16 protein-coding genes, 7 tRNA genes, 3 rRNA genes and 1 pseudogene are annotated in these 17,786 nt (G+C 46.8%); 6 read left to right on the top strand and 21 right to left on the bottom strand.

What is annotated here, in order from left to right; genetic code table 11:
• Window positions 1-209 precede the first annotated feature (209 nt).
• From rplL to ICW03_RS00190, 16 genes and pseudogenes are all read right to left on the bottom strand, one after another.
• Window positions 210-587, bottom strand: coding sequence for a 50S ribosomal protein L7/L12 (gene rplL, locus ICW03_RS00265; RefSeq protein WP_215348181.1), 378 nt, complete (start codon window positions 585-587; stop codon window positions 210-212).
• Between the two features lie 162 nt (window positions 588-749).
• A pseudogene (gene rplJ / locus ICW03_RS00260) lies at window positions 750-1,262 on the bottom strand (50S ribosomal protein L10); the annotation flags it as partial.
• A 239-nt stretch (window positions 1,263-1,501) separates the two neighbouring features.
• On the bottom strand, window positions 1,502-2,203 hold the full coding sequence (gene rplA, locus ICW03_RS00255; RefSeq protein WP_215348179.1) for a 50S ribosomal protein L1: 702 nt from the start codon (window positions 2,201-2,203) through the stop codon (window positions 1,502-1,504).
• A 2-nt stretch (window positions 2,204-2,205) separates the two neighbouring features.
• Complete coding sequence (gene rplK / locus ICW03_RS00250; RefSeq protein ID WP_068320088.1) at window positions 2,206-2,637, bottom strand: 50S ribosomal protein L11; 432 nt, start codon at window positions 2,635-2,637, stop codon at window positions 2,206-2,208.
• Between the two features lie 170 nt (window positions 2,638-2,807).
• Window positions 2,808-3,380 carry a transcription termination/antitermination protein NusG gene (gene nusG, locus ICW03_RS00245; RefSeq protein WP_215348178.1) on the bottom strand — a complete coding sequence of 191 codons (573 nt, stop codon included), beginning with the start codon at window positions 3,378-3,380 and terminating at the stop codon, window positions 2,808-2,810.
• A gap of 7 nt (window positions 3,381-3,387) precedes the next feature.
• Window positions 3,388-3,765: a preprotein translocase subunit SecE gene (gene secE, locus ICW03_RS00240; RefSeq protein ID WP_215348177.1), complete on the bottom strand. Its 378-nt coding sequence runs from the start codon at window positions 3,763-3,765 to the stop codon at window positions 3,388-3,390.
• 20 nt (window positions 3,766-3,785) lie between these two features.
• Window positions 3,786-3,861, bottom strand: a tRNA-Trp gene (locus tag ICW03_RS00235).
• A 27-nt stretch (window positions 3,862-3,888) separates the two neighbouring features.
• Window positions 3,889-5,079, bottom strand: coding sequence for an elongation factor Tu (tuf, locus tag ICW03_RS00230; RefSeq protein ID WP_215348176.1), 1,191 nt, complete (start codon window positions 5,077-5,079; stop codon window positions 3,889-3,891).
• A 64-nt stretch (window positions 5,080-5,143) separates the two neighbouring features.
• Window positions 5,144-5,218: transfer RNA gene (locus ICW03_RS00225), tRNA-Thr, on the bottom strand.
• A gap of 21 nt (window positions 5,219-5,239) precedes the next feature.
• Window positions 5,240-5,313: transfer RNA gene (locus tag ICW03_RS00220), tRNA-Gly, on the bottom strand.
• Window positions 5,314-5,318: 5 nt separating this feature from the next.
• A tRNA-Tyr gene (locus ICW03_RS00215) sits at window positions 5,319-5,403 on the bottom strand.
• A 105-nt stretch (window positions 5,404-5,508) separates the two neighbouring features.
• Window positions 5,509-5,622, bottom strand: a 5S ribosomal RNA gene (gene rrf / locus ICW03_RS00210).
• A gap of 109 nt (window positions 5,623-5,731) precedes the next feature.
• A 23S ribosomal RNA gene (locus ICW03_RS00205) occupies window positions 5,732-8,605 on the bottom strand.
• Between the two features lie 266 nt (window positions 8,606-8,871).
• Window positions 8,872-8,947 (bottom strand) — tRNA-Ala (locus ICW03_RS00200).
• Window positions 8,948-8,975: 28 nt separating this feature from the next.
• Window positions 8,976-9,052, bottom strand: a tRNA-Ile gene (locus ICW03_RS00195).
• A gap of 59 nt (window positions 9,053-9,111) precedes the next feature.
• A 16S ribosomal RNA gene (locus ICW03_RS00190) occupies window positions 9,112-10,644 on the bottom strand.
• Together the 16S, 23S and 5S rRNA genes with 5 tRNA genes alongside form the textbook arrangement of a ribosomal RNA operon.
• 491 nt (window positions 10,645-11,135) lie before the next feature.
• On the opposite strand from ICW03_RS00190, the gene ICW03_RS00185 reads away from it, so the two are divergent.
• A complete protein-coding gene (locus ICW03_RS00185; protein ID WP_215348175.1) occupies window positions 11,136-11,792 on the top strand; it encodes a GNAT family N-acetyltransferase in 657 nt (218 codons plus the stop codon).
• A gap of 11 nt (window positions 11,793-11,803) precedes the next feature.
• Here the strand turns inward: ICW03_RS00185 and ICW03_RS00180 are convergent, their stop codons facing one another.
• The 3 genes from ICW03_RS00180 to ICW03_RS00170 form a co-directional block, all read right to left on the bottom strand.
• A complete protein-coding gene (locus ICW03_RS00180; protein WP_251374516.1) occupies window positions 11,804-12,112 on the bottom strand; it encodes a c-type cytochrome in 309 nt (102 codons plus the stop codon).
• 62 nt (window positions 12,113-12,174) lie between these two features.
• The gene (locus ICW03_RS00175) at window positions 12,175-12,825 is read right to left on the bottom strand and encodes a BON domain-containing protein (RefSeq protein ID WP_215348173.1); all 651 of its coding nucleotides are present in this window, start codon (window positions 12,823-12,825) and stop codon (window positions 12,175-12,177) included.
• A 33-nt stretch (window positions 12,826-12,858) separates the two neighbouring features.
• A complete protein-coding gene (locus tag ICW03_RS00170; protein ID WP_215348172.1) occupies window positions 12,859-13,461 on the bottom strand; it encodes a phosphoheptose isomerase in 603 nt (200 codons plus the stop codon).
• A 103-nt stretch (window positions 13,462-13,564) separates the two neighbouring features.
• On the opposite strand from ICW03_RS00170, the gene rsmI reads away from it, so the two are divergent.
• Window positions 13,565-14,458: a 16S rRNA (cytidine(1402)-2'-O)-methyltransferase gene (gene rsmI / locus ICW03_RS00165; protein ID WP_215348171.1), complete on the top strand. Its 894-nt coding sequence runs from the start codon at window positions 13,565-13,567 to the stop codon at window positions 14,456-14,458.
• Between the two features lie 52 nt (window positions 14,459-14,510).
• Here the strand turns inward: rsmI and ICW03_RS00160 are convergent, their stop codons facing one another.
• Window positions 14,511-15,011: a cytochrome c5 family protein gene (locus tag ICW03_RS00160; protein ID WP_215348170.1), complete on the bottom strand. Its 501-nt coding sequence runs from the start codon at window positions 15,009-15,011 to the stop codon at window positions 14,511-14,513.
• Between the two features lie 103 nt (window positions 15,012-15,114).
• Here ICW03_RS00160 and ICW03_RS00155 point away from each other — a divergent pair.
• The 3 genes from ICW03_RS00155 to ICW03_RS00145 all read left to right on the top strand — a co-directional run bounded on the left by ICW03_RS00155 (window position 15,115) and on the right by ICW03_RS00145 (window position 16,641).
• A tRNA-Arg gene (locus ICW03_RS00155) sits at window positions 15,115-15,190 on the top strand.
• A 73-nt stretch (window positions 15,191-15,263) separates the two neighbouring features.
• The gene (locus ICW03_RS00150; RefSeq protein ID WP_371819927.1) at window positions 15,264-16,415 is read left to right on the top strand and encodes a fatty acid desaturase; all 1,152 of its coding nucleotides are present in this window, start codon (window positions 15,264-15,266) and stop codon (window positions 16,413-16,415) included.
• A gap of 40 nt (window positions 16,416-16,455) precedes the next feature.
• Window positions 16,456-16,641 carry a hypothetical protein gene (locus tag ICW03_RS00145; protein WP_041396810.1) on the top strand — a complete coding sequence of 62 codons (186 nt, stop codon included), beginning with the start codon at window positions 16,456-16,458 and terminating at the stop codon, window positions 16,639-16,641.
• Window positions 16,642-16,662: 21 nt separating this feature from the next.
• Here the strand turns inward: ICW03_RS00145 and ICW03_RS00140 are convergent, their stop codons facing one another.
• Window positions 16,663-17,307 carry an MBL fold metallo-hydrolase gene (locus ICW03_RS00140; protein ID WP_371819885.1) on the bottom strand — a complete coding sequence of 215 codons (645 nt, stop codon included), beginning with the start codon at window positions 17,305-17,307 and terminating at the stop codon, window positions 16,663-16,665.
• Between the two features lie 83 nt (window positions 17,308-17,390).
• Between ICW03_RS00140 and gcvH the strand changes: the two genes are divergently transcribed.
• Entirely contained in the window at window positions 17,391-17,783 is a 393-nt protein-coding gene (gene gcvH, locus ICW03_RS00135) for a glycine cleavage system protein GcvH (RefSeq protein WP_251374414.1), read from the top strand.
• The last annotated feature ends 3 nt before the right edge of the window (window positions 17,784-17,786 follow it).

Here is a 17,786-nt window from a genome sequence, read left to right as displayed (position 1 = left end):
CGACTGTACAAAGATTTGGCGATTGGCCACTACCAATCACTGGCGGACAACACTAAACCGATAGATCTAGTGTCCGACCAAACTTGCATTCTGCAGTCGTATCAGAAGGCAAACCCGATTTCAATCAGAAATGAAATCGGGTTTGACCTCTAGAGGTCAAACCCAACATGGCTAACGCCCCTTTTTGAGAGGCGCCAGCATTGTGTGTATTACTTGAGTTCTGCTTTAGCGCCAGCTTCTTCAAGCTTCTTCTTAGCTTCTTCAGCAGTTTTCTTGTCAACGCCTTCTTTGATTGGCTTCGGTGCACCGTCAACCAAGTCCTTAGCTTCTTTCAAGCCAAGACCAGTAATTTCGCGAACTGCCTTAATTACTGAAACCTTGTTTGCGCCAGCTTCGAGCAAGTTAACAGTGAATTCTGTTTGCTCTTCGCCACCACCAGCTGCAGCGCCACCGCCTGCAGGACCAGCAACAGCCATAGCTGCAGCTGAAACACCAAACTTCTCTTCGAACGCTTTAACCAAGTCGTTCAAATCCATAACGGACATGCTACCTACTGCTTCAATGATTTCTTCTTTAGTAATCGCCATTTTTAGCTCCTAATACTTAAATAGTTAATCTGTCGCTTATTCAGCGGCAGGGGTTTCGTTTGCTTCTGTTCCAGCTTCTGGGGCTGCGGCTGCAGGCTCAGCACTTGCTTCTGGGGCTGCGGCTTCAGCAACTACTGCTGCTGGTGCTGCTGCTTCAACTACAGGTGCTGCAACAGGAGCAGGTGCTCCTTCTGCCTTTTGTGCTGCTACTGCGCCCAATACGCGAGCCATCGCAGATACCGGTGCCAACATCACACCTAACAACTGAGATAACAACTCGTCGCGGCTTGGAATTGTTGCGAGGGCTTTTACGCCTGCAACGTCTAACAACTTGCCGTTATATAAGCCAGCTTTAATGACTAGCTGATCTTGAGTCTTAGCAAAGTTCTGCAATACTTTTGCCGAAGCAATCGGATCAGCAGAAATGCCGTAAATCAAGGGGCCAACCATCGAATCAGCAAGAGGCTCAAACTGTGTGCCTTGTGCAGCACGGCGTGCCAATGTGTTCTTCAAAACGCGAAGATATACACCTTGGTCACGTGCGCTAGCACGTAGCTTTGTCAACTGCTCTACTGGAATACCACGGTATTCAGCGAGCACGACAGTTTGGGCTCCAGCCAATTGAGCGCCGACATCAGCAACAATCGCTTTTTTGTCTTGTACATTCAAAGGCACGGTTTAACTCCATAAAAACCAACTGTTTCCAGTTGGGGTTACACACCAGCGTCTGATCATTTGTTCACAAAGACTCTTGTGAAAATCTTTTCAGGGTCGCCATCTGCGCTGGCTATTACTTTCGTAACGATTAAGAATTAATTTCTGAGTAAGCAAACCAATCCACCAACGGTCTTTGATGTTCGACTCTCACTCAAAGAGCAGGAGCCGACCCAAAGTTCTTTTTTGCTACAGGCTAATTAAGCTGCTGCCTGTAGCGATGCTTGGTCTACGCGTACGCCTGCACCCATGGTGCTGCTTACGGCAACCTTCTTTAAATAGATGCCCTTAGATGCAGGTGGCTTTGCTTTATTCAAAGCCTCAAGCAATGCGAGCAAATTGGATTTCAATGCAGTTGGCTCGAATGAACGACGGCCGATGCTTGCGTGCACGATACCGGCTTTGTCCACACGGAACTGAACTTGACCAGCTTTTGCATTCTTAACTGCAGTAGCAACGTCAGGAGTAACTGTTCCAACTTTTGGATTCGGCATCAAACCACGTGGGCCCAATACTTGACCTAAAGTACCAACAATTTTCATTGTGTCTGGAGATGCGATCAAAATATCGAAATCAATTTTGCCGCCTTTAATTTGTTCAGCAAGATCTTCCATGCCAACGATTTCAGCACCAGCAGCTTTAGCTTGTTCAGCTTTCTCGCCTTGTGCAAAAACAGCAACACGAACATGCTTACCTGTACCAGCTGGGAGCACTACTGCGCCACGCACAACTTGGTCAGATTTCTTAGCATCAATACCCAACTGAACTGCAACGTCGATAGACTCATCAAACTTGGCAGTTGCACACTCTTTAACGAGGTTCAATGCATCGTCTAATGAATAAAACTTATTGCGATCAACTTTAGATTGAATTGCTTTAACGCGTTTAGATAACTTAGTCATGATTAGAGACCTTCCACAGTGATGCCCATGGAACGGGCGCTACCAGCGATAGTTCTAACAGCTGCGTCCATATCGGCTGCTGTCAAGTCTGGCATTTTTGCTTTAGCGATTTCTTCCGCTTGAGCACGAGTAATTGAACCCACCTTGTCTGTATGTGGACGTGGTGATCCTTTTTCGATCTTCGCAGCCTTCTTAATCATGATGGTTGCTGGAGGAGTCTTCATGATGAATGTGAAGCTCTTATCAGCAAACGCTGTAATCACGACTGGAATTGGCAGGCCAGGTTCCATGCTCTGAGTTTGAGCATTAAACGCCTTACAGAATTCCATAATGTTGAGGCCGCGTTGACCCAATGCTGGACCTACGGGAGGTGATGGATTTGCTTTTCCTGCAGGGATCTGCAGCTTAATAAAGCCAATGATCTTCTTTGCCATGTGTTGCTCCTTAAAGCGCGCCTAACCTCATTAGGAAAGACCGCTGTTGAGTAAACGCTTCGCTAGTTTTTGGCTTTCTAGCTCCGCTCCTCGGTTAAATACAAAAAACTAAATAACCATCTAAAACTTCTTTTACTGCTGCACTGCAAAACTGGACTAAGTCCTTGTTTTTACATCTTTTCTACTTGGCCAAACTCCAGCTCAACTGGGGTACCGCGGCCAAAAATTGTAACAGAAACGCGTAATCTTGACTTCTCATAATTGACTTCTTCGATATTTCCGTTGAAATCAACAAATGGGCCTTCTTTAACACGCACAATCTCACCAACTTCAAATAGGGTCTTAGGCTTAGGCTTATCTACCCCGGCCTGCATTTGATCCATGATTTTCGCTACTTCAGCAGTAGAAATAGGGCTTGGGCGGTTACGAACGCCACCTACGAAACCAGTCACTTTTGGCGTATTTTTCACCAAATGCCAGCTCTCATCGGTCATTTCCATCTCAATCAGGACATATCCTGGGAAGAAACGACGCTCAGAAACTGATTTTGTGCCGGACTTGATCTCCACAACCTCTTCGGATGGAACCAAAATACGACCAAATTTTTCAGGCATACCAGAACGTCCAATACGCTCTTCGAGGCCTCTTTTCACGCTTTTTTCCATTCCGGAATAAGCATGGATTACATACCAGCGCATATTGCCGGTAGCTTGTGGATTTACAGCTACTTCAGAATCAGTCATTTTTTACTCACTTCCAGCCCAAAAAGACTGAAAAAACTAGCCATTCAATCAATTTGTCTGCAATCCACAAAAACAAGGACATGATCAGAACAAAGCCAAATACGACTAGAGTCATCTGGGTGGTCTCTTTACGAGTCGGCCAAACAACCTTTTTTACTTCATACCAAGAATCTTTTGCATAGGCGATAAAACGACGCCCATCCGGTGAAATTGCCACAATTAAAACTGCCACAGCAATGCCACCAAATAAAACAGCCAAGCGCACCAACATAGACTGGTCAACCAGCGTGTAGTAAAGCACTAGCGCGGCGACAACGATTAAAGCAGCGAGTCCGGAGACCCAGCTGCTTTTTTCTTCAGAATGACTTGCTGTTTGTTGAGACATATTGCTTTCAGTTCAAATCGTGGCAGGGGCGGAGGGCATCGAACCCCCAACCTTTGGTTTTGGAGACCAACGCTCTGCCAATTGAGCTACACCCCTTTATAAAAACGCATCAAAACTTACTACTTAAGCCAAAATCTTTGCAACCACGCCGGCGCCAACAGTACGGCCACCTTCACGGATCGCAAAACGTAAACCTTCTTCCATCGCGATAGGAGCGATGAGTTTTACGGTAATCGTGACGTTATCACCAGGCATTACCATTTCTTTGTCTTTTGGCAACTCGATTGAACCAGTTACGTCCGTAGTACGGAAGTAGAACTGTGGACGATAGTTGTTAAAGAATGGAGTATGACGACCACCTTCGTCTTTACCCAAGATGTAAACCTCGGCTGTAAAGTGAGTATGTGGAGTGATTGAACCTGGCTTAGCCAATACTTGGCCGCGCTCAACTTCTTCACGTTTTGTACCGCGTAACAAGATACCAACGTTATCGCCTGCTTGACCTTGGTCGAGCAATTTGCGGAACATTTCAACACCAGTACAAGTGGTCTTGAGTGTTGGTTTGATACCGATAATTTCAATCTCTTCGCCAACTTTAACGATACCGCGCTCGATACGGCCTGTAACAACAGTACCGCGACCGGAGATAGAGAACACGTCTTCTACTGGCATCAAGAACGCGCCGTCAACAGCACGCTCTGGAGTTGGGATGTATGAGTCAAGTGCTTCAGCCAATTTCATGATGGCTTCTTTACCCAATTTGCCTTCGTCGCCTTCAAGAGCTAACTTAGCAGAACCTTGGATGATTGGTGTGTCATCGCCAGGGAAGTTGTACTTAGATAAAAGCTCACGAACTTCCATTTCAACGAGTTCTAACAATTCAGCGTCATCAACCATGTCGCACTTGTTCAAGAACACCACGATGTAAGGAACGCCAACTTGGCGTGCCAAGAGGATGTGCTCACGAGTTTGTGGCATTGGGCCGTCAGCAGCAGAGCAAACCAAAATTGCGCCGTCCATCTGAGCAGCACCAGTAATCATGTTCTTAACGTAGTCAGCATGTCCTGGGCAATCAACGTGAGCGTAGTGACGATTTGCAGTCTCATACTCAACGTGCGCAGTATTAATCGTAATACCACGTGCTTTTTCTTCTGGAGCAGCATCGATCTGATCGTATGCTTTAGCTTCGCCACCGAATGCTTTAGAAAGCACGGTTGCGATTGCTGCTGTCAATGTGGTTTTACCGTGGTCAACGTGACCGATGGTGCCTACGTTTACGTGCGGTTTTGTCCGCTCGAATTTTTCTTTTGCCATTTTTAATCTGCCTTTAGTTAACTCTTAAACCAAACACGAAATACACAATTAATAAAACCTAACATGGTGCCCATGGGCAGGATCGAACTGCCGACCTCTCCCTTACCAAGGGAGTGCTCTACCACTGAGCCACATGGGCGAAATCTAATGCAACAAATTCTGGAGCGGGATAAGAGAATCGAACTCTTGACCGAAGATTGGAAATCTGCTGTTTTACCATTAAACTAATCCCGCACATCTGGTGGAGGGGGTAGGATTCGAACCTACGTAGGCGTAGCCAACAGATTTACAGTCTGCCTCCTTTAGCCGCTCGGACACCCCTCCGCGAACCCAATATTCTGACTCCAAATGGAGTTTCTGTCAATCACTCTAAACGCTTTGCACAAGTAAAAACGCCCAGACCTAAAAGGGTCTGGGCGTCGCATTGGTGCCCGGCAGTTACCTACTTTCACACGGGTAATCCGCACTATCATCGGCGTAGAATCGTTTCACTGTCCTGTTCGGGATGGGAAGGAGTGGTTCCAATTCGCTATGGTCACCGGGCGTAGAGGGTTGAGTTGCTGATTAATCATCAACAACTCTATTTGAGTAAGCATGTAATTAAGGATGCAGATTAAATCTGGCAAACATCCAACACAATAGTGCTGGTTATAGGATCAAGCCTAACGGGCAATTAGTATCGGTTAGCTTAATGCATTACTGCACTTCCACACCCGACCTATCAACGTTGTGGTCTTCAACGACCCTTTATGTAGGTTAAACCTACGGGAGATCTCATCTTCAGGCAAGTTTCCCGCTTAGATGCTTTCAGCGGTTATCTCTTCCGTACATAGCTACCCTGCGATGCTTCTGGCGAAACAACAGGTACACCAGCGGTACGTCCACTCCGGTCCTCTCGTACTAGGAGCAGCCCCCGTCAAATCTCCAACGCCCATGGCAGATAGGGACCAAACTGTCTCACGACGTTTTAAACCCAGCTCACGTACCTCTTTAAATGGCGAACAGCCATACCCTTGGGACCGGCTACAGCCCCAGGATGAGATGAGCCGACATCGAGGTGCCAAACACCGCCGTCGATATGAACTCTTGGGCGGTATCAGCCTGTTATCCCCAGAGTACCTTTTATCCGTTGAGCGATGGCCCTTCCATACAGAACCACCGGATCACTATGACCTGCTTTCGCACCTGCTCGACTTGTCGGTCTCGCAGTTAAGCACGCTTTTGCCATTGCACTTTAGGTACGATGTCCGACCGTACCAAGCGTACCTTCGTACTCCTCCGTTACACTTTGGGAGGAGACCGCCCCAGTCAAACTGCCTACCATGCACTGTTCCCGACCCGGATAACGGGCCAAGGTTAGAACCTCAAATAAATCAGGGTGGTATTTCAAGGTTGGCTCCAACAGAACTAGCATCCTGTTATCAACGCCTCCCACCTATCCTACACAGACCGATTCAAAGTCCAATGCAAAGCTACAGTAAAGGTTCATGGGGTCTTTCCGTCTAGCCACGGGTAGATTGCATCATCACAAACATTTCAACTTCGCTGAGTCTCAGGAGGAGACAGTGTGGCCATCGTTACGCCATTCGTGCAGGTCGGAACTTACCCGACAAGGAATTTCGCTACCTTAGGACCGTTATAGTTACGGCCGCCGTTTACTGGGACTTCAATCAAGAGCTTGCACCCCATCATTTAATCTTCCAGCACCGGGCAGGCGTCACACCCTATACGTCCACTTTCGTGTTTGCAGAGTGCTGTGTTTTTATTAAACAGTCGCAGCCACCTTTTTATTGCAACCCTTTCGTCCTTCCGTTGTTCACGGTCAAACTACAAGGGCGCACCTTATCCCGAAGTTACGGTGCAAATTTGCCGAGTTCCTTCTCCTGAGTTCTCTCAAGCGCCTTAGAATACTCATCTCGCCCACCTGTGTCGGTTTGCGGTACGGTCTTGTTAGACTGAAGCTTAGAGGCTTTTCTTGGAACCACTTCCAATTGCTTCGCGAATAAATTCGCTCGTCTCACGCCCTTGAATTACGCTACCGGATTTACCTAATAGCCATCTCCAACGCAAGAACCGGGACTTCCAACACCCGGACAACTTTCCGCGATCCGTCCCCCCATCGCATCTAACAATGGTCAAGGAATATTAACCTTGTTCCCATCAGCTACGCATCTCTGCCTCGCCTTAGGGGCCGACTCACCCTGTTCCGATGAACGTTGAACAGGAAACCTTGGGCTTACGGCGAGGGGGCTTTTCACCCCCTTTATCGCTACTCATGTCAGCATTCGCACTTCTGATACCTCCAGCATCCTTTACAAGACACCTTCACAGGCTTACAGAACGCTCTCCTACCATCACATTGCTGTGATCCGCAGCTTCGGTTATATGCTTAGCCCCGTTACATCTTCCGCGCAGGACGACTCGATCAGTGAGCTATTACGCTTTCTTTAAAGGATGGCTGCTTCTAAGCCAACCTCCTGACTGTTTTAGCCTTCCCACTTCGTTTCCCACTTAGCATATATTAGGGACCTTAGCTGGCGGTCTGGGTTGTTTCCCTCTTGACACCGGACGTTAGCACCCGATGTCTGTCTCCCGTGCTTGCACTTGTAGGTATTCGGAGTTTGCTATGGCGCAGTAATCCGCAATGGACCCCACTACCATGACAGTGCTCTACCCCCTACAGTGATACACGAGGCACTACCTAAATAGTTTTCGGAGAGAACCAGCTATTTCCAGTTTTGTTTAGCCTTTCACCCCTATCCACAGCTCATCCCCTAACTTTTCAACGTTAGTGGGTTCGGTCCTCCAGTACGTGTTACCGCACCTTCAACCTGGCCATGGATAGATCAACTGGTTTCGGGTCTACACCCAGCAACTAGCGCCCTATTCGGACTCGCTTTCGCTACGCCTTCCCTATTCGGTTAAGCTTGCTACTGAATGTAAGTCGCTGACCCATTATACAAAAGGTACGCAGTCACCCCTTACGAGGCTCCTACTGTTTGTATGCACACAATTTCAGGATCTATTTCACTCCCCTCCCGGGGTTCTTTTCGCCTTTCCCTCACGGTACTTGTTCACTATCGGTCGATTACGAGTATTTAGCCTTGGAGGATGGTCCCCCCATATTCAGACAGGATTTCACGTGTCCCGCCCTACTTGTCTCTAGCCTAGTACCACCCAATAATTTTCACATACGGGACTATCACCCTTTATTGTTGGACTTTCCATTCCATTCTGTTAATTACTGAGCTATCACTAGAAGGCTCTTCCCATTTCGCTCGCCACTACTTTGGGAATCTCGGTTGATGTCTTTTCCTCTCGCTACTTAGATGTTTCAGTTCACGAGGTTCGCTTCTCATACCCTATGTATTCAGGTATGGATACCACAAAAGTGGTGGGTTTCCCCATTCAGAAATCCCCGGATCAAAGCTTATTTACCAGCTCCCCGGGGCTTATCGCAGGTTATAACGTCTTTCGTCGCCTGTAATCGCCAAGGCATCCATCATGTGCACTTATTCACTTGATCCTATAACGAGCACCATTGCTAGTACCTGTTACAGGTTTACTTCTACTTCTGACATGTTTGCCGTAATCCAAACTGTAAGTACTTTGTTAAGAACTTGGTAAAACTCGTTTGTATTACTGATTGATGATTCAATCTTTACCCTTATTACATTGTCAAATGTCCTCTCAAAGAAACATTTGACACTTTGCTTACTCAAATTTTTAAAGAACAGCCATAAATGGCAAAACTAAACAATTAACAATCGCTTAGTTTTGACATTTATAAGTTGGTGGAGGATGACGGGATCGAACCGACGACCCCCTGCTTGCAAAGCAGGTGCTCTCCCAGCTGAGCTAATCCCCCAACGTCCACTAAGTTTGTTTCTGGCTGGTGGTGGGTCTGGTAGGACTTGAACCTACGACCCCTGCGTTATCAACACAGTGCTCTAACCAGCTGAGCTACAGACCCGTGGCTTTTATTGTCAACCGATAAGTGTGGGCACTATAGATCCAGCATCTTTTCTCTAGAAAGGAGGTGATCCAGCCGCACCTTCCGATACGGCTACCTTGTTACGACTTTACCCCAGTCATGAACCCTGCCGTGGCAGTCGCCCCCCTTGCGGTTAGGCTAACGGCTTCTGGCAAAACCCACTCCCATGGTATGACGGGCGGTGTGTACAAGACCCGGGAACGTATTCACCGCGACATTCTGATCCGCGATTACTAGCGATTCCAGCTTCACGTAGTCGAGTTGCAGACTACGATCCGGACTACGATGCATTTTCTGAGATTAGCTCCCCCTCGCGGGTTGGCAACCCTCTGTATGCACCATTGTATGACGTGTGAAGCCCTACCCATAAGGGCCATGAGGACTTGACGTCATCCCCACCTTCCTCCGGTTTGTCACCGGCAGTCTCTTTAGAGTGCTCTTGCGTAGCAACTAAAGACAAGGGTTGCGCTCGTTGCGGGACTTAACCCAACATCTCACGACACGAGCTGACGACAGCCATGCAGCACCTGTGTTCACTTTCTCTTACGAGCACCTAATGTATCTCTACTTCGTTAGTGACATGTCAAGGGTAGGTAAGGTTTTTCGCGTTGCATCGAATTAATCCACATCATCCACCGCTTGTGCGGGTCCCCGTCAATTCCTTTGAGTTTTAATCTTGCGACCGTACTCCCCAGGCGGCTGACTTCACGCGTTAGCTACGTTACTCAGGATGTAAATCCCGAACAACTAGTCAGCATCGTTTAGGGCGTGGACTACCAGGGTATCTAATCCTGTTTGCTCCCCACGCTTTCGTGCATGAGCGTCAGTGTTATCCCAGGGGGCTGCCTTCGCCATTGGTATTCCTCCACATATCTACGCATTTCACTGCTACACGTGGAATTCTACCCCCCTCTGACACACTCTAGCTATACAGTCACAGGCGCCATTCCCAGGTTAAGCCCGGGGATTTCACGCCTGTCTTGTATAACCGCCTGCGCACGCTTTACGCCCAGTAATTCCGATTAACGCTCGCACCCTACGTATTACCGCGGCTGCTGGCACGTAGTTAGCCGGTGCTTATTCTTCAGGTACCGTCATTCCCGGACTGTGTTAGAGCCGGTGTTTCTTCCCTGACAAAAGAGCTTTACAACCCGAAGGCCTTCTTCACTCACGCGGCATTGCTGGATCAGGGTTTCCCCCATTGTCCAAAATTCCCCACTGCTGCCTCCCGTAGGAGTCTGGGCCGTGTCTCAGTCCCAGTGTGGCTGATCGTCCTCTCAGACCAGCTACTGATCGTCGCCTTGGTGGGCTTTTACCCCACCAACAAGCTAATCAGGCATCGGCCGCTCTAATCGCGCGAGGTCTTTCGATCCCCCGCTTTCCCCCTCAGGGCGTATGCGGTATTAGCACAGCTTTCGCTGCGTTATCCCCCACGATAAGGTACGTTCCGATGTATTACTCACCCGTTCGCCACTCGCCACCAGGTGCAAGCACCCGTGCTGCCGTTCGACTTGCATGTGTAAGGCATGCCGCCAGCGTTCAATCTGAGCCAGGATCAAACTCTTCAGTTCAATTCCTGTGATCCTTGCGGATCGTCGCACTCATTCAAGAAATTGACTTGGTAATAAAACCAAATCTTTTTACTGTCTATGAGTACTATTTATTTACATCTGTCCCGAAGGACTGGATGCTTTCACTTAGTACCCACAATTATCGGTTGACTAATTTTTAAAGAGGGCTGACTTGTTTTGTATTTCAAATAACATTCAGCAGAGAGGTGAGACTATAGCGCACTTATTTTGGGTCGTCAACACCTTTCGTAGTCTTTTTCTTAAAAAAGGCAGGGTTTTTTCCTATTAAAAAAATAAGTTCAATAAAAACAAGCACTTAGTTTTGAAAAAAATTTTCAACTTTTTTCTTAAATTTCTATTTTTTTAGGCTTTTTTGAATTCAAGGCATGAATTCAGTCGATTTTTGACCACCAATTTCATCCCTTATTGCGCATAAGCCACACATTAGGGAAAACCCTGAATTTTTTCCCTATCCCTGTTAAAATGTTGCCATGCACACTAAATTAGCGAATAGTCACTTACCTGCGAGCCCATATTCGGCAGGGCAGACTGTGCCCGTTCGCGAACTTCATGCGGGCTACAGAGAAGAGATATTGAATCATTTACTACAGCTAAATGATGAAGATAGGCGCTTACGCTTTGGGACTCAAACTCCTGATGAAGTCATTCGTCACTATGTTGAGAATCTAGATTTCAATAAGGATGCTATTTTCGGCGTGTTTGATTTAGACCTGAAGCTCATTGGCATGGCCCATTTAGCCTATCTACCAGAGCATAAGGGCCAAGCGCGCGCCGCTGAATTTGGTGTGTCAGTATTGCCAGAAGGGCGCTCACAGGGCCTGGGAACAGCACTATTGCAGCGCTCTTCCGTGCACTCACGCAATACCCGCATTGAAACACTGTATGTTCACTGCCTTGCAAACAATAAGGCGATGATGCATTTGGCACAAAAGGCTGGAATGACAGTTGAGTACGCTTACGGCGATGCTGACGCTTGCCTTAAGTTGCCGCCCGCGAGTCCCGCAACCATTGTGGAAGAAGCCGCAAATGAACAGTGGGCCGATATGGATTACGCACTAAAACAAAACCTCAAGCGCTCTAATCAAGCGTGGTGGTGGTTCTTAGGTAGGCCTGGGCTTGCACGTTAACTAACTCTGCATTAATTTTTATTGGGTGCGCCGCGTAATATCCAGCTGGCCAATGCAGATAAGTCCGCGTCGTTTAGTTTTGTATTAGCCGGCATAGGCACCACGCCCCAAGATCCAGACCCGCCTTTGCTGATTTTGTTTTTTAAAAACGTTTGAGCATTTGCATCGCTCTTATATTTTTCTGCGATTGCTTGAAAGCTTGGGCCAACAATTTTTTTATTAATTGCATGACAACCTAAACATGCATTTTGTTTAGCAATGGAAAATGCTTTTTCATCTTCAGCGCTTGCGTGTGCGATTGGTATACAGTAGGCGAGCACAGCAAACAAAAAAAATCTTTTCGAAGTGACTCGCTTTTTAAACATCACCAAGATTCAAAAAATTACTGAAACTTTGGAGGACTGCTAGGTTGTGATTGGTCCGCCTTGCCTTGCTTTTCTAAACGTGCTTTTTCTTCTTGAGAAATAATGTCAAAGTAAACATAAACATCTTTTACGCCGTTCGTATTGCTGGTTACTTTCTTAGCAATATCTGCTTCGTTTTGCGTCAACATGCCCATCAGATAAACGCTACTTCCTTCAGCAACTATCACCATAGAATTAGATGGCAGCTGCTCAGTGAAGATCATTTGGGTTTTAATTTTCGACTCGAGATAAGAGTCATTTGCGCGAGATGTGTAGCTACTATTTGGTCCAATAATTAATTCATTAAATACGGAGCGCGCGTTTTTCATCGCCTTTACATAGGCACCAGCCTCGTTCTTAATATCAGCATTCTTAACCTCTCCGGTCAGCAACACTTTTTGATTAAACGAAGTGACATTAATGTGTGCGTTATCCCCAAATTTCTTAGCTAATACGTTTCCTGCTTCAAGTTCAATGCCTTTATCAATGGCTTGAACGCCAGGGGTGCGACGATCGGCCAGGACGGTAGAGCCAGCTGCAACACCGCCTACTGCAAGCACACCACATGCTGTTAACTGCGATGCGATTAATAGTGCAACAAATAACTTGGCGATAGCGGAAATTTTCATTGGGATATTTTCTGTGTTGAGTTTCAATAAATTTTAGTCAAGCAAAACATGATCTACGCCATCGCACAAGGCATGCAGTAAAACCAAATGGGTTTCCTGGATGCGCGCAGTTCGAGTTGATGGCGCGGATAAATGAATATCATCTTTATCTAACAATTGCGCAATTTTTCCACCGCCATTACCGGTCAACGCAATAGTTTTGATGCCCATCTTTTTTGCAGCTTCAATTGCTTTAACAACGTTCTTTGAGTTTCCAGAAGTTGAAATTCCCAAAAGAATGTCACCTTTTTTTCCAAGCCCACGAACTTGTTTGCTGAAAACTTCGTCAAAGCTGTAATCATTTCCAACTGCAGTGAGTATGGAGGTGTCGGTTGTCAAAGCAATCGCCGCCAGCTCTTGACGCTCTCTTTCAAAGCGGCCAATCAACTCAGCAGCAAAGTGTTGTGCATCGGCCGCCGAACCGCCGTTGCCGCAAGCCATAACCTTGCCTCCGGCGCGTAAACACTCCACCATTGCCAACACGCCAGCAGCAACAAAATCAGGCAGCACTTTCTCGGCCTCTTGCTTTACCGCAATGCTATCTAAAAAATGTTGGGAGGCGCGCTTGCGCAAACGTTCATTGAGATCTTTTTCCATATCAATATTATGCGCCAAAGATAGGCTAATTTCAGCGGCAATCGGGTCATCCCAAAAGCAACGTATTCTCTTACTAATTATTTAACTTTTTCAGGCAAACCCCATGGAACTTGGCTCATTTGATTTTTTAAAGCAGCAGGATTTACCCGCTGGGGCTCTTTACATGGTCGCCACACCTATTGGTAATTTGGGTGACATTACTTTACGCGCCCTACACGTATTAAATGCCGTGGATGGAATTGCCTGTGAAGACACCAGGCATAGCGCAGCGTTACTCCAGCAATTTGGTATCCATAAAAAATGTTTAGCGCTTCATGAGCACAATGAAATCAGTGGAGCTCAAACAGTTATTCAGCACCTCACAAATGGCGAACGTTGGGCCTATATCTCAGACGCAGGCACACCAGGCGTTTCTGACCCCGGGGCAAGACTTGTAAGTGAAGTTCAAAAAGCCGGGTTGCGGGTAATACCCATTCCTGGTGCAAGCGCAGTATCCGGGGCGATTTCAGCGGCGGGGTCTGTGATGTATGGCTCAGAAGGGCGCTTTCAATTTTTAGGTTTTTGGCCGAACAAAACAAAAGATCGCGACATCTTTTTGCAAGATATTTCGAGTAGCAAAAAAGCAAGCATCTTTTTTGAATCGCCACACCACATCAAAGAGACGTTAGCGCTATTGGCAAATCATCTTGAACCTGATCGTCAACTTTTAATTTGTCGCGAGTTAACAAAAAAATTTGAAGAAATTATTTCTCTTGAGGCACACAATGTTAGTAGCTGGCTTGAGGGCGCAGAGAGTCTTAGGGGCGAATTTGTGATCGTGGTTGCAGCTCGCTCAGCCAAGGGCGACGAGACGCCTGAACATGCGTCGCTGCTGTTATGGGCAAACGCGCTAAGCCCTTACATGGGTAGCAAAGAAATTGCTGCAGTTCTCTCGCAAACTCTAGGACTTACAAAAAAAGAGGCTTACCAAATCGCCTTGGATGCAAAAAACGAATAAGCAGAAATAAAAAAGCTGGCATATAGCCAGCTTTTAAATCAGCGCAAAAAAATTATTTTGTCGCAGGAGCGGCTGGTGCTTTTGGCTCTGGTAATTTGCCACCAGCAGAATTTGCCATATACACAACCGCACGACCCAACTCATAGTCGCTCACATCAGCAGGAGCAGCTCCGCCACGAGCAGGCATAGCGCCTTTACCTTTAATTACAGATGCTAGCAAGCCGTCATAGCCCTTACCTAAACGTGACGCCCATGCACCGGCATCGCCAAATTTAGGGGCACCCGCAGCGCCGCTTGCATGACATGCTGCGCAAACCGCTTTATAAACTTGCTCGCCTGTTTGAAGCTCTTTAGGGGTGCTAGCGTCTTTAAAGTTCAACTGCGCCACTGGCTTAATCAATTGCTCAGCGCTTGCAGCAGAATCGCTACGCTTGCCGTTGTTCACAAACACCATCAGCAATAAAATGATGATGAGTGGCACAAAAAAGCTTGCAAACACCATGATGATGAGTTGTTTTGGGGACTTAATCAGACTTCCGTGCTCGTTGCTCATAAGAATTTATCGTTTGACGGGTTTTAGGGTTGTTTTGCCGTGATTATAACTAGAGAGTAGGGTTATAGGCACTTACAATAGAGGGGTAGCCAGATTTTCACTGGCGCCCGTAGCTCAGTGGATAGAGTATTGGCCTCCGAAGCCAAGGGTCGCAGGTTCGATTCCTGCCGGGCGCGCCAAAAACAAAGGGGTTTTTGACTTACATCATGCGGGAAATTGCGAAAACCGCTATCATTTCCACCTAACTTATTGATTCTTATCGTGTCTACACATCTAAATTCCGCCCTTTCAGAGCCCTCATTGACTAACCCCTTGCCGCCAGAGGCGCCATTACCGCATCGAAAAATCATTCGAAGCTGGTTAATTCCAATGGCACAAGGCGAAACTGGGCGCGCAATCATGCTCCTAGTAATAGACGCCCTTTTGTGGCTCGGCTGCATAGCAGGTACTATATTTGTTGAGAGCGTTCTGCTTAAAGTTGTATTTGGTCTCATCGCAGGATTTGTAACGGGACGCATTTTTATTCTAGGTCACGATGCATGTCACCAAAGCTACACACCCAATCGTGAGCTTAATAAAGTTTTAGGTCGCATTGCGTTCTTACCATCACTCACACCATATAGCTTGTGGGACGTTGGTCATAACGTTGTGCATCACGGACAAACAAATCTGAAGGGATTTGACTTCGTTTGGGCGCCTTTATCAAAATCAGAATATGACGCGCTTCCCCCATGGCGTAAGGCTTTGGAGCATCTTTATCGTAGCGGCTGGGGCCCTGTTTTCTACTACTTAATTGAAATTTGGTGGAGACGCGAGTACTTCCCAAATGCTAAAAACAAACCGGGTGATCGCCCAATTTTCCTAAAAGATAATTTGCTCGTTACCGCATTTGCGATTGTTTGGATTGCTTGTTTAATTGCTGGCGCCATCGCAACTGGTCAATCTATTTGGATTGGTTTAATCACTGGTTTCGCAGTTCCATTCTTATTCTGGAACGGCATGATCGGTTTTGTGGTCTACGTACACCACACTCATCCAAAAGTCTCTTGGTACGACAAAAAATCTGAGTGGTTACGTGCTCAGCCATTCGTCTCCACCACCGTTCATCTGACTTTTAACTGGATTTGGGGCAAATTGATGCACCACATCATGGAGCACACAGCGCACCATGTGGACATGAGCGTACCGCTTTATCGCCTGCCAGAAGCCCAGCAGACTCTTGAAACCATCCTTCCAGAGCGCATTTTTGTACAAAAGTTCTCTTGGGGCTGGTATTTCGATACTGCGCGCAAGTGCAAGCTTTATGACTTTGAAAACAAGGCTTGGCTAGACTTTGACGGCAATAAAACGGCCGATTCAGTCAGAGTTGTCCTAAGCCCAGCTCCAGCGGGACAAAACGGGTAAAATAGATTTTCTGTATAGATTTGCCTTACCCGGATTGCCAATGACTACCTCGACTCCAGCAGCTACCCAAGAAACCTCTCAGAGCCTTAAATTTTGCTCTTCTTGCAGCCGTGAAAAACGACTTGAGGGTGGCACATGGATTCCGACAAGCAATCGTAAGCAACGCTGGATCTGCGCTAGCTGTTTATACAACCGTACACATCGTACTGGTTCAGCAAAAACCTAATATCACTAGTAGTAAAAAGTTTTAAGCGCGATCCCCAACATAGGGATTCGTTTTTCGCTCCTGACCAAATGTCGACATTGGTCCATGGCCCGGCACAAACTGAACATCATCTCCCAAGGGCCACAATTTAGTTTTAATCGCATGAATTAAATCCGCATGGTTGCCACGCGGAAAATCTGTCCTGCCAATAGAGCCTGCAAATAAAACATCTCCAACTATTGCCAAACGATCTTCCTTGTCAAAAAATACAACGTGTCCTGGGGTATGACCGGGACAATGAAATACTTCAAGATCAACATTGCCAACTTTTACATGATCGCCATTATTTAACCAACGATCAGGCTCAAAAACTTTGGCGTGTCCAAAACCAAAGCGCACTGTTTGCTCTGGTAATTGATCAATCCAAAATCGCTCATCTTCCTGCGGCCCCTCAATAGGCACGCCCAGCTGATCAGCCAAGTCTTTAGCGGCTGCGCAATGATCAAGATGCCCATGAGTTAGTAAGATCTTTTTTACGTTTCCGCCCATCTGCTTAACGCCTTCAAGGATCTTGTCAATATCTCCACCGGGATCTACCACCGCAGCATCGCCTGTCTCTTGGCAAACCAAGATGGAGCAATTTTGCTCATAAGGGGTAACGGGAACAATTCCTAATTTGATTGGCATATATATCCAGCAGATAAATTCATATATTTGATGATCAATCATTTTATGAGAGTGGGCATAAAATGTGCCTAAAGGATAAAACAATGAACAGCCAAGATACTTTTAAATTTGCAGAAACTCACGAATGGGCCGACCAGGAAGATGATGGGCTAATTTGGGTTGGCATTAGCAACCACGCCCAAGAAGCTCTTGGTGATGTAATGTTCTTTCAGGCGCCAAAGCTTGGCCAACAAGTAAAGCAGGGTGAAGCTATTGCAGTGATTGAATCAGTAAAAGCAGCAAGCGATATTCATGCCCCCGTGAGCGGTGAAATTGTTGCGCTCAATGAAGAAGTGGATGCATCACCTGAGCTTGTCAATGAAAAGCCTTACAGCGTATGGCTTTTCAAAATCAAACCCACATCCGATGACACTCTTGCCTCTGATTTAAACCAGCTCTTAACTTTAGAAAAATATAACGCAGGGCCTGGAGCCTAAAAA

This window comes from Polynucleobacter sp. MWH-Aus1W21, from assembly GCF_018687275.1.
Lineage (GTDB): Bacteria > Pseudomonadota > Gammaproteobacteria > Burkholderiales > Burkholderiaceae > Polynucleobacter.
The sequence above is the reverse complement of the archived record's forward strand: the minus strand, read 5'-3'. Positions and strand labels throughout refer to the sequence as shown.

What these genes read in the sequence shown, in the direction of transcription:
- rplL (WP_215348181.1), bottom strand. Translation starts at nt 587, where the DNA reads ATGGCGATTACTAAAGAAGAAATCATTGAAGCAGTAGGTAGCATGTCC.
- rplA (WP_215348179.1), bottom strand. Translation starts at nt 2,203, where the DNA reads ATGACTAAGTTATCTAAACGCGTTAAAGCAATTCAATCTAAAGTTGAT.
- rplK (WP_068320088.1), bottom strand. Translation starts at nt 2,637, where the DNA reads ATGGCAAAGAAGATCATTGGCTTTATTAAGCTGCAGATCCCTGCAGGA.
- nusG (WP_215348178.1), bottom strand. Translation starts at nt 3,380, where the DNA reads ATGACTGATTCTGAAGTAGCTGTAAATCCACAAGCTACCGGCAATATG.
- secE (WP_215348177.1), bottom strand. Translation starts at nt 3,765, where the DNA reads ATGTCTCAACAAACAGCAAGTCATTCTGAAGAAAAAAGCAGCTGGGTC.
- tuf (WP_215348176.1), bottom strand. Translation starts at nt 5,079, where the DNA reads ATGGCAAAAGAAAAATTCGAGCGGACAAAACCGCACGTAAACGTAGGC.
- ICW03_RS00185 (WP_215348175.1), top strand. Translation starts at nt 11,136, where the DNA reads ATGCACACTAAATTAGCGAATAGTCACTTACCTGCGAGCCCATATTCG.
- ICW03_RS00175 (WP_215348173.1), bottom strand. Translation starts at nt 12,825, where the DNA reads ATGAAAATTTCCGCTATCGCCAAGTTATTTGTTGCACTATTAATCGCA.
- ICW03_RS00170 (WP_215348172.1), bottom strand. Translation starts at nt 13,461, where the DNA reads ATGGAAAAAGATCTCAATGAACGTTTGCGCAAGCGCGCCTCCCAACAT.
- rsmI (WP_215348171.1), top strand. Translation starts at nt 13,565, where the DNA reads ATGGAACTTGGCTCATTTGATTTTTTAAAGCAGCAGGATTTACCCGCT.
- ICW03_RS00160 (WP_215348170.1), bottom strand. Translation starts at nt 15,011, where the DNA reads ATGAGCAACGAGCACGGAAGTCTGATTAAGTCCCCAAAACAACTCATC.
- ICW03_RS00145 (WP_041396810.1), top strand. Translation starts at nt 16,456, where the DNA reads ATGACTACCTCGACTCCAGCAGCTACCCAAGAAACCTCTCAGAGCCTT.
- ICW03_RS00140 (WP_371819885.1), bottom strand. Translation starts at nt 17,307, where the DNA reads ATGCCAATCAAATTAGGAATTGTTCCCGTTACCCCTTATGAGCAAAAT.
- gcvH (WP_251374414.1), top strand. Translation starts at nt 17,391, where the DNA reads ATGAACAGCCAAGATACTTTTAAATTTGCAGAAACTCACGAATGGGCC.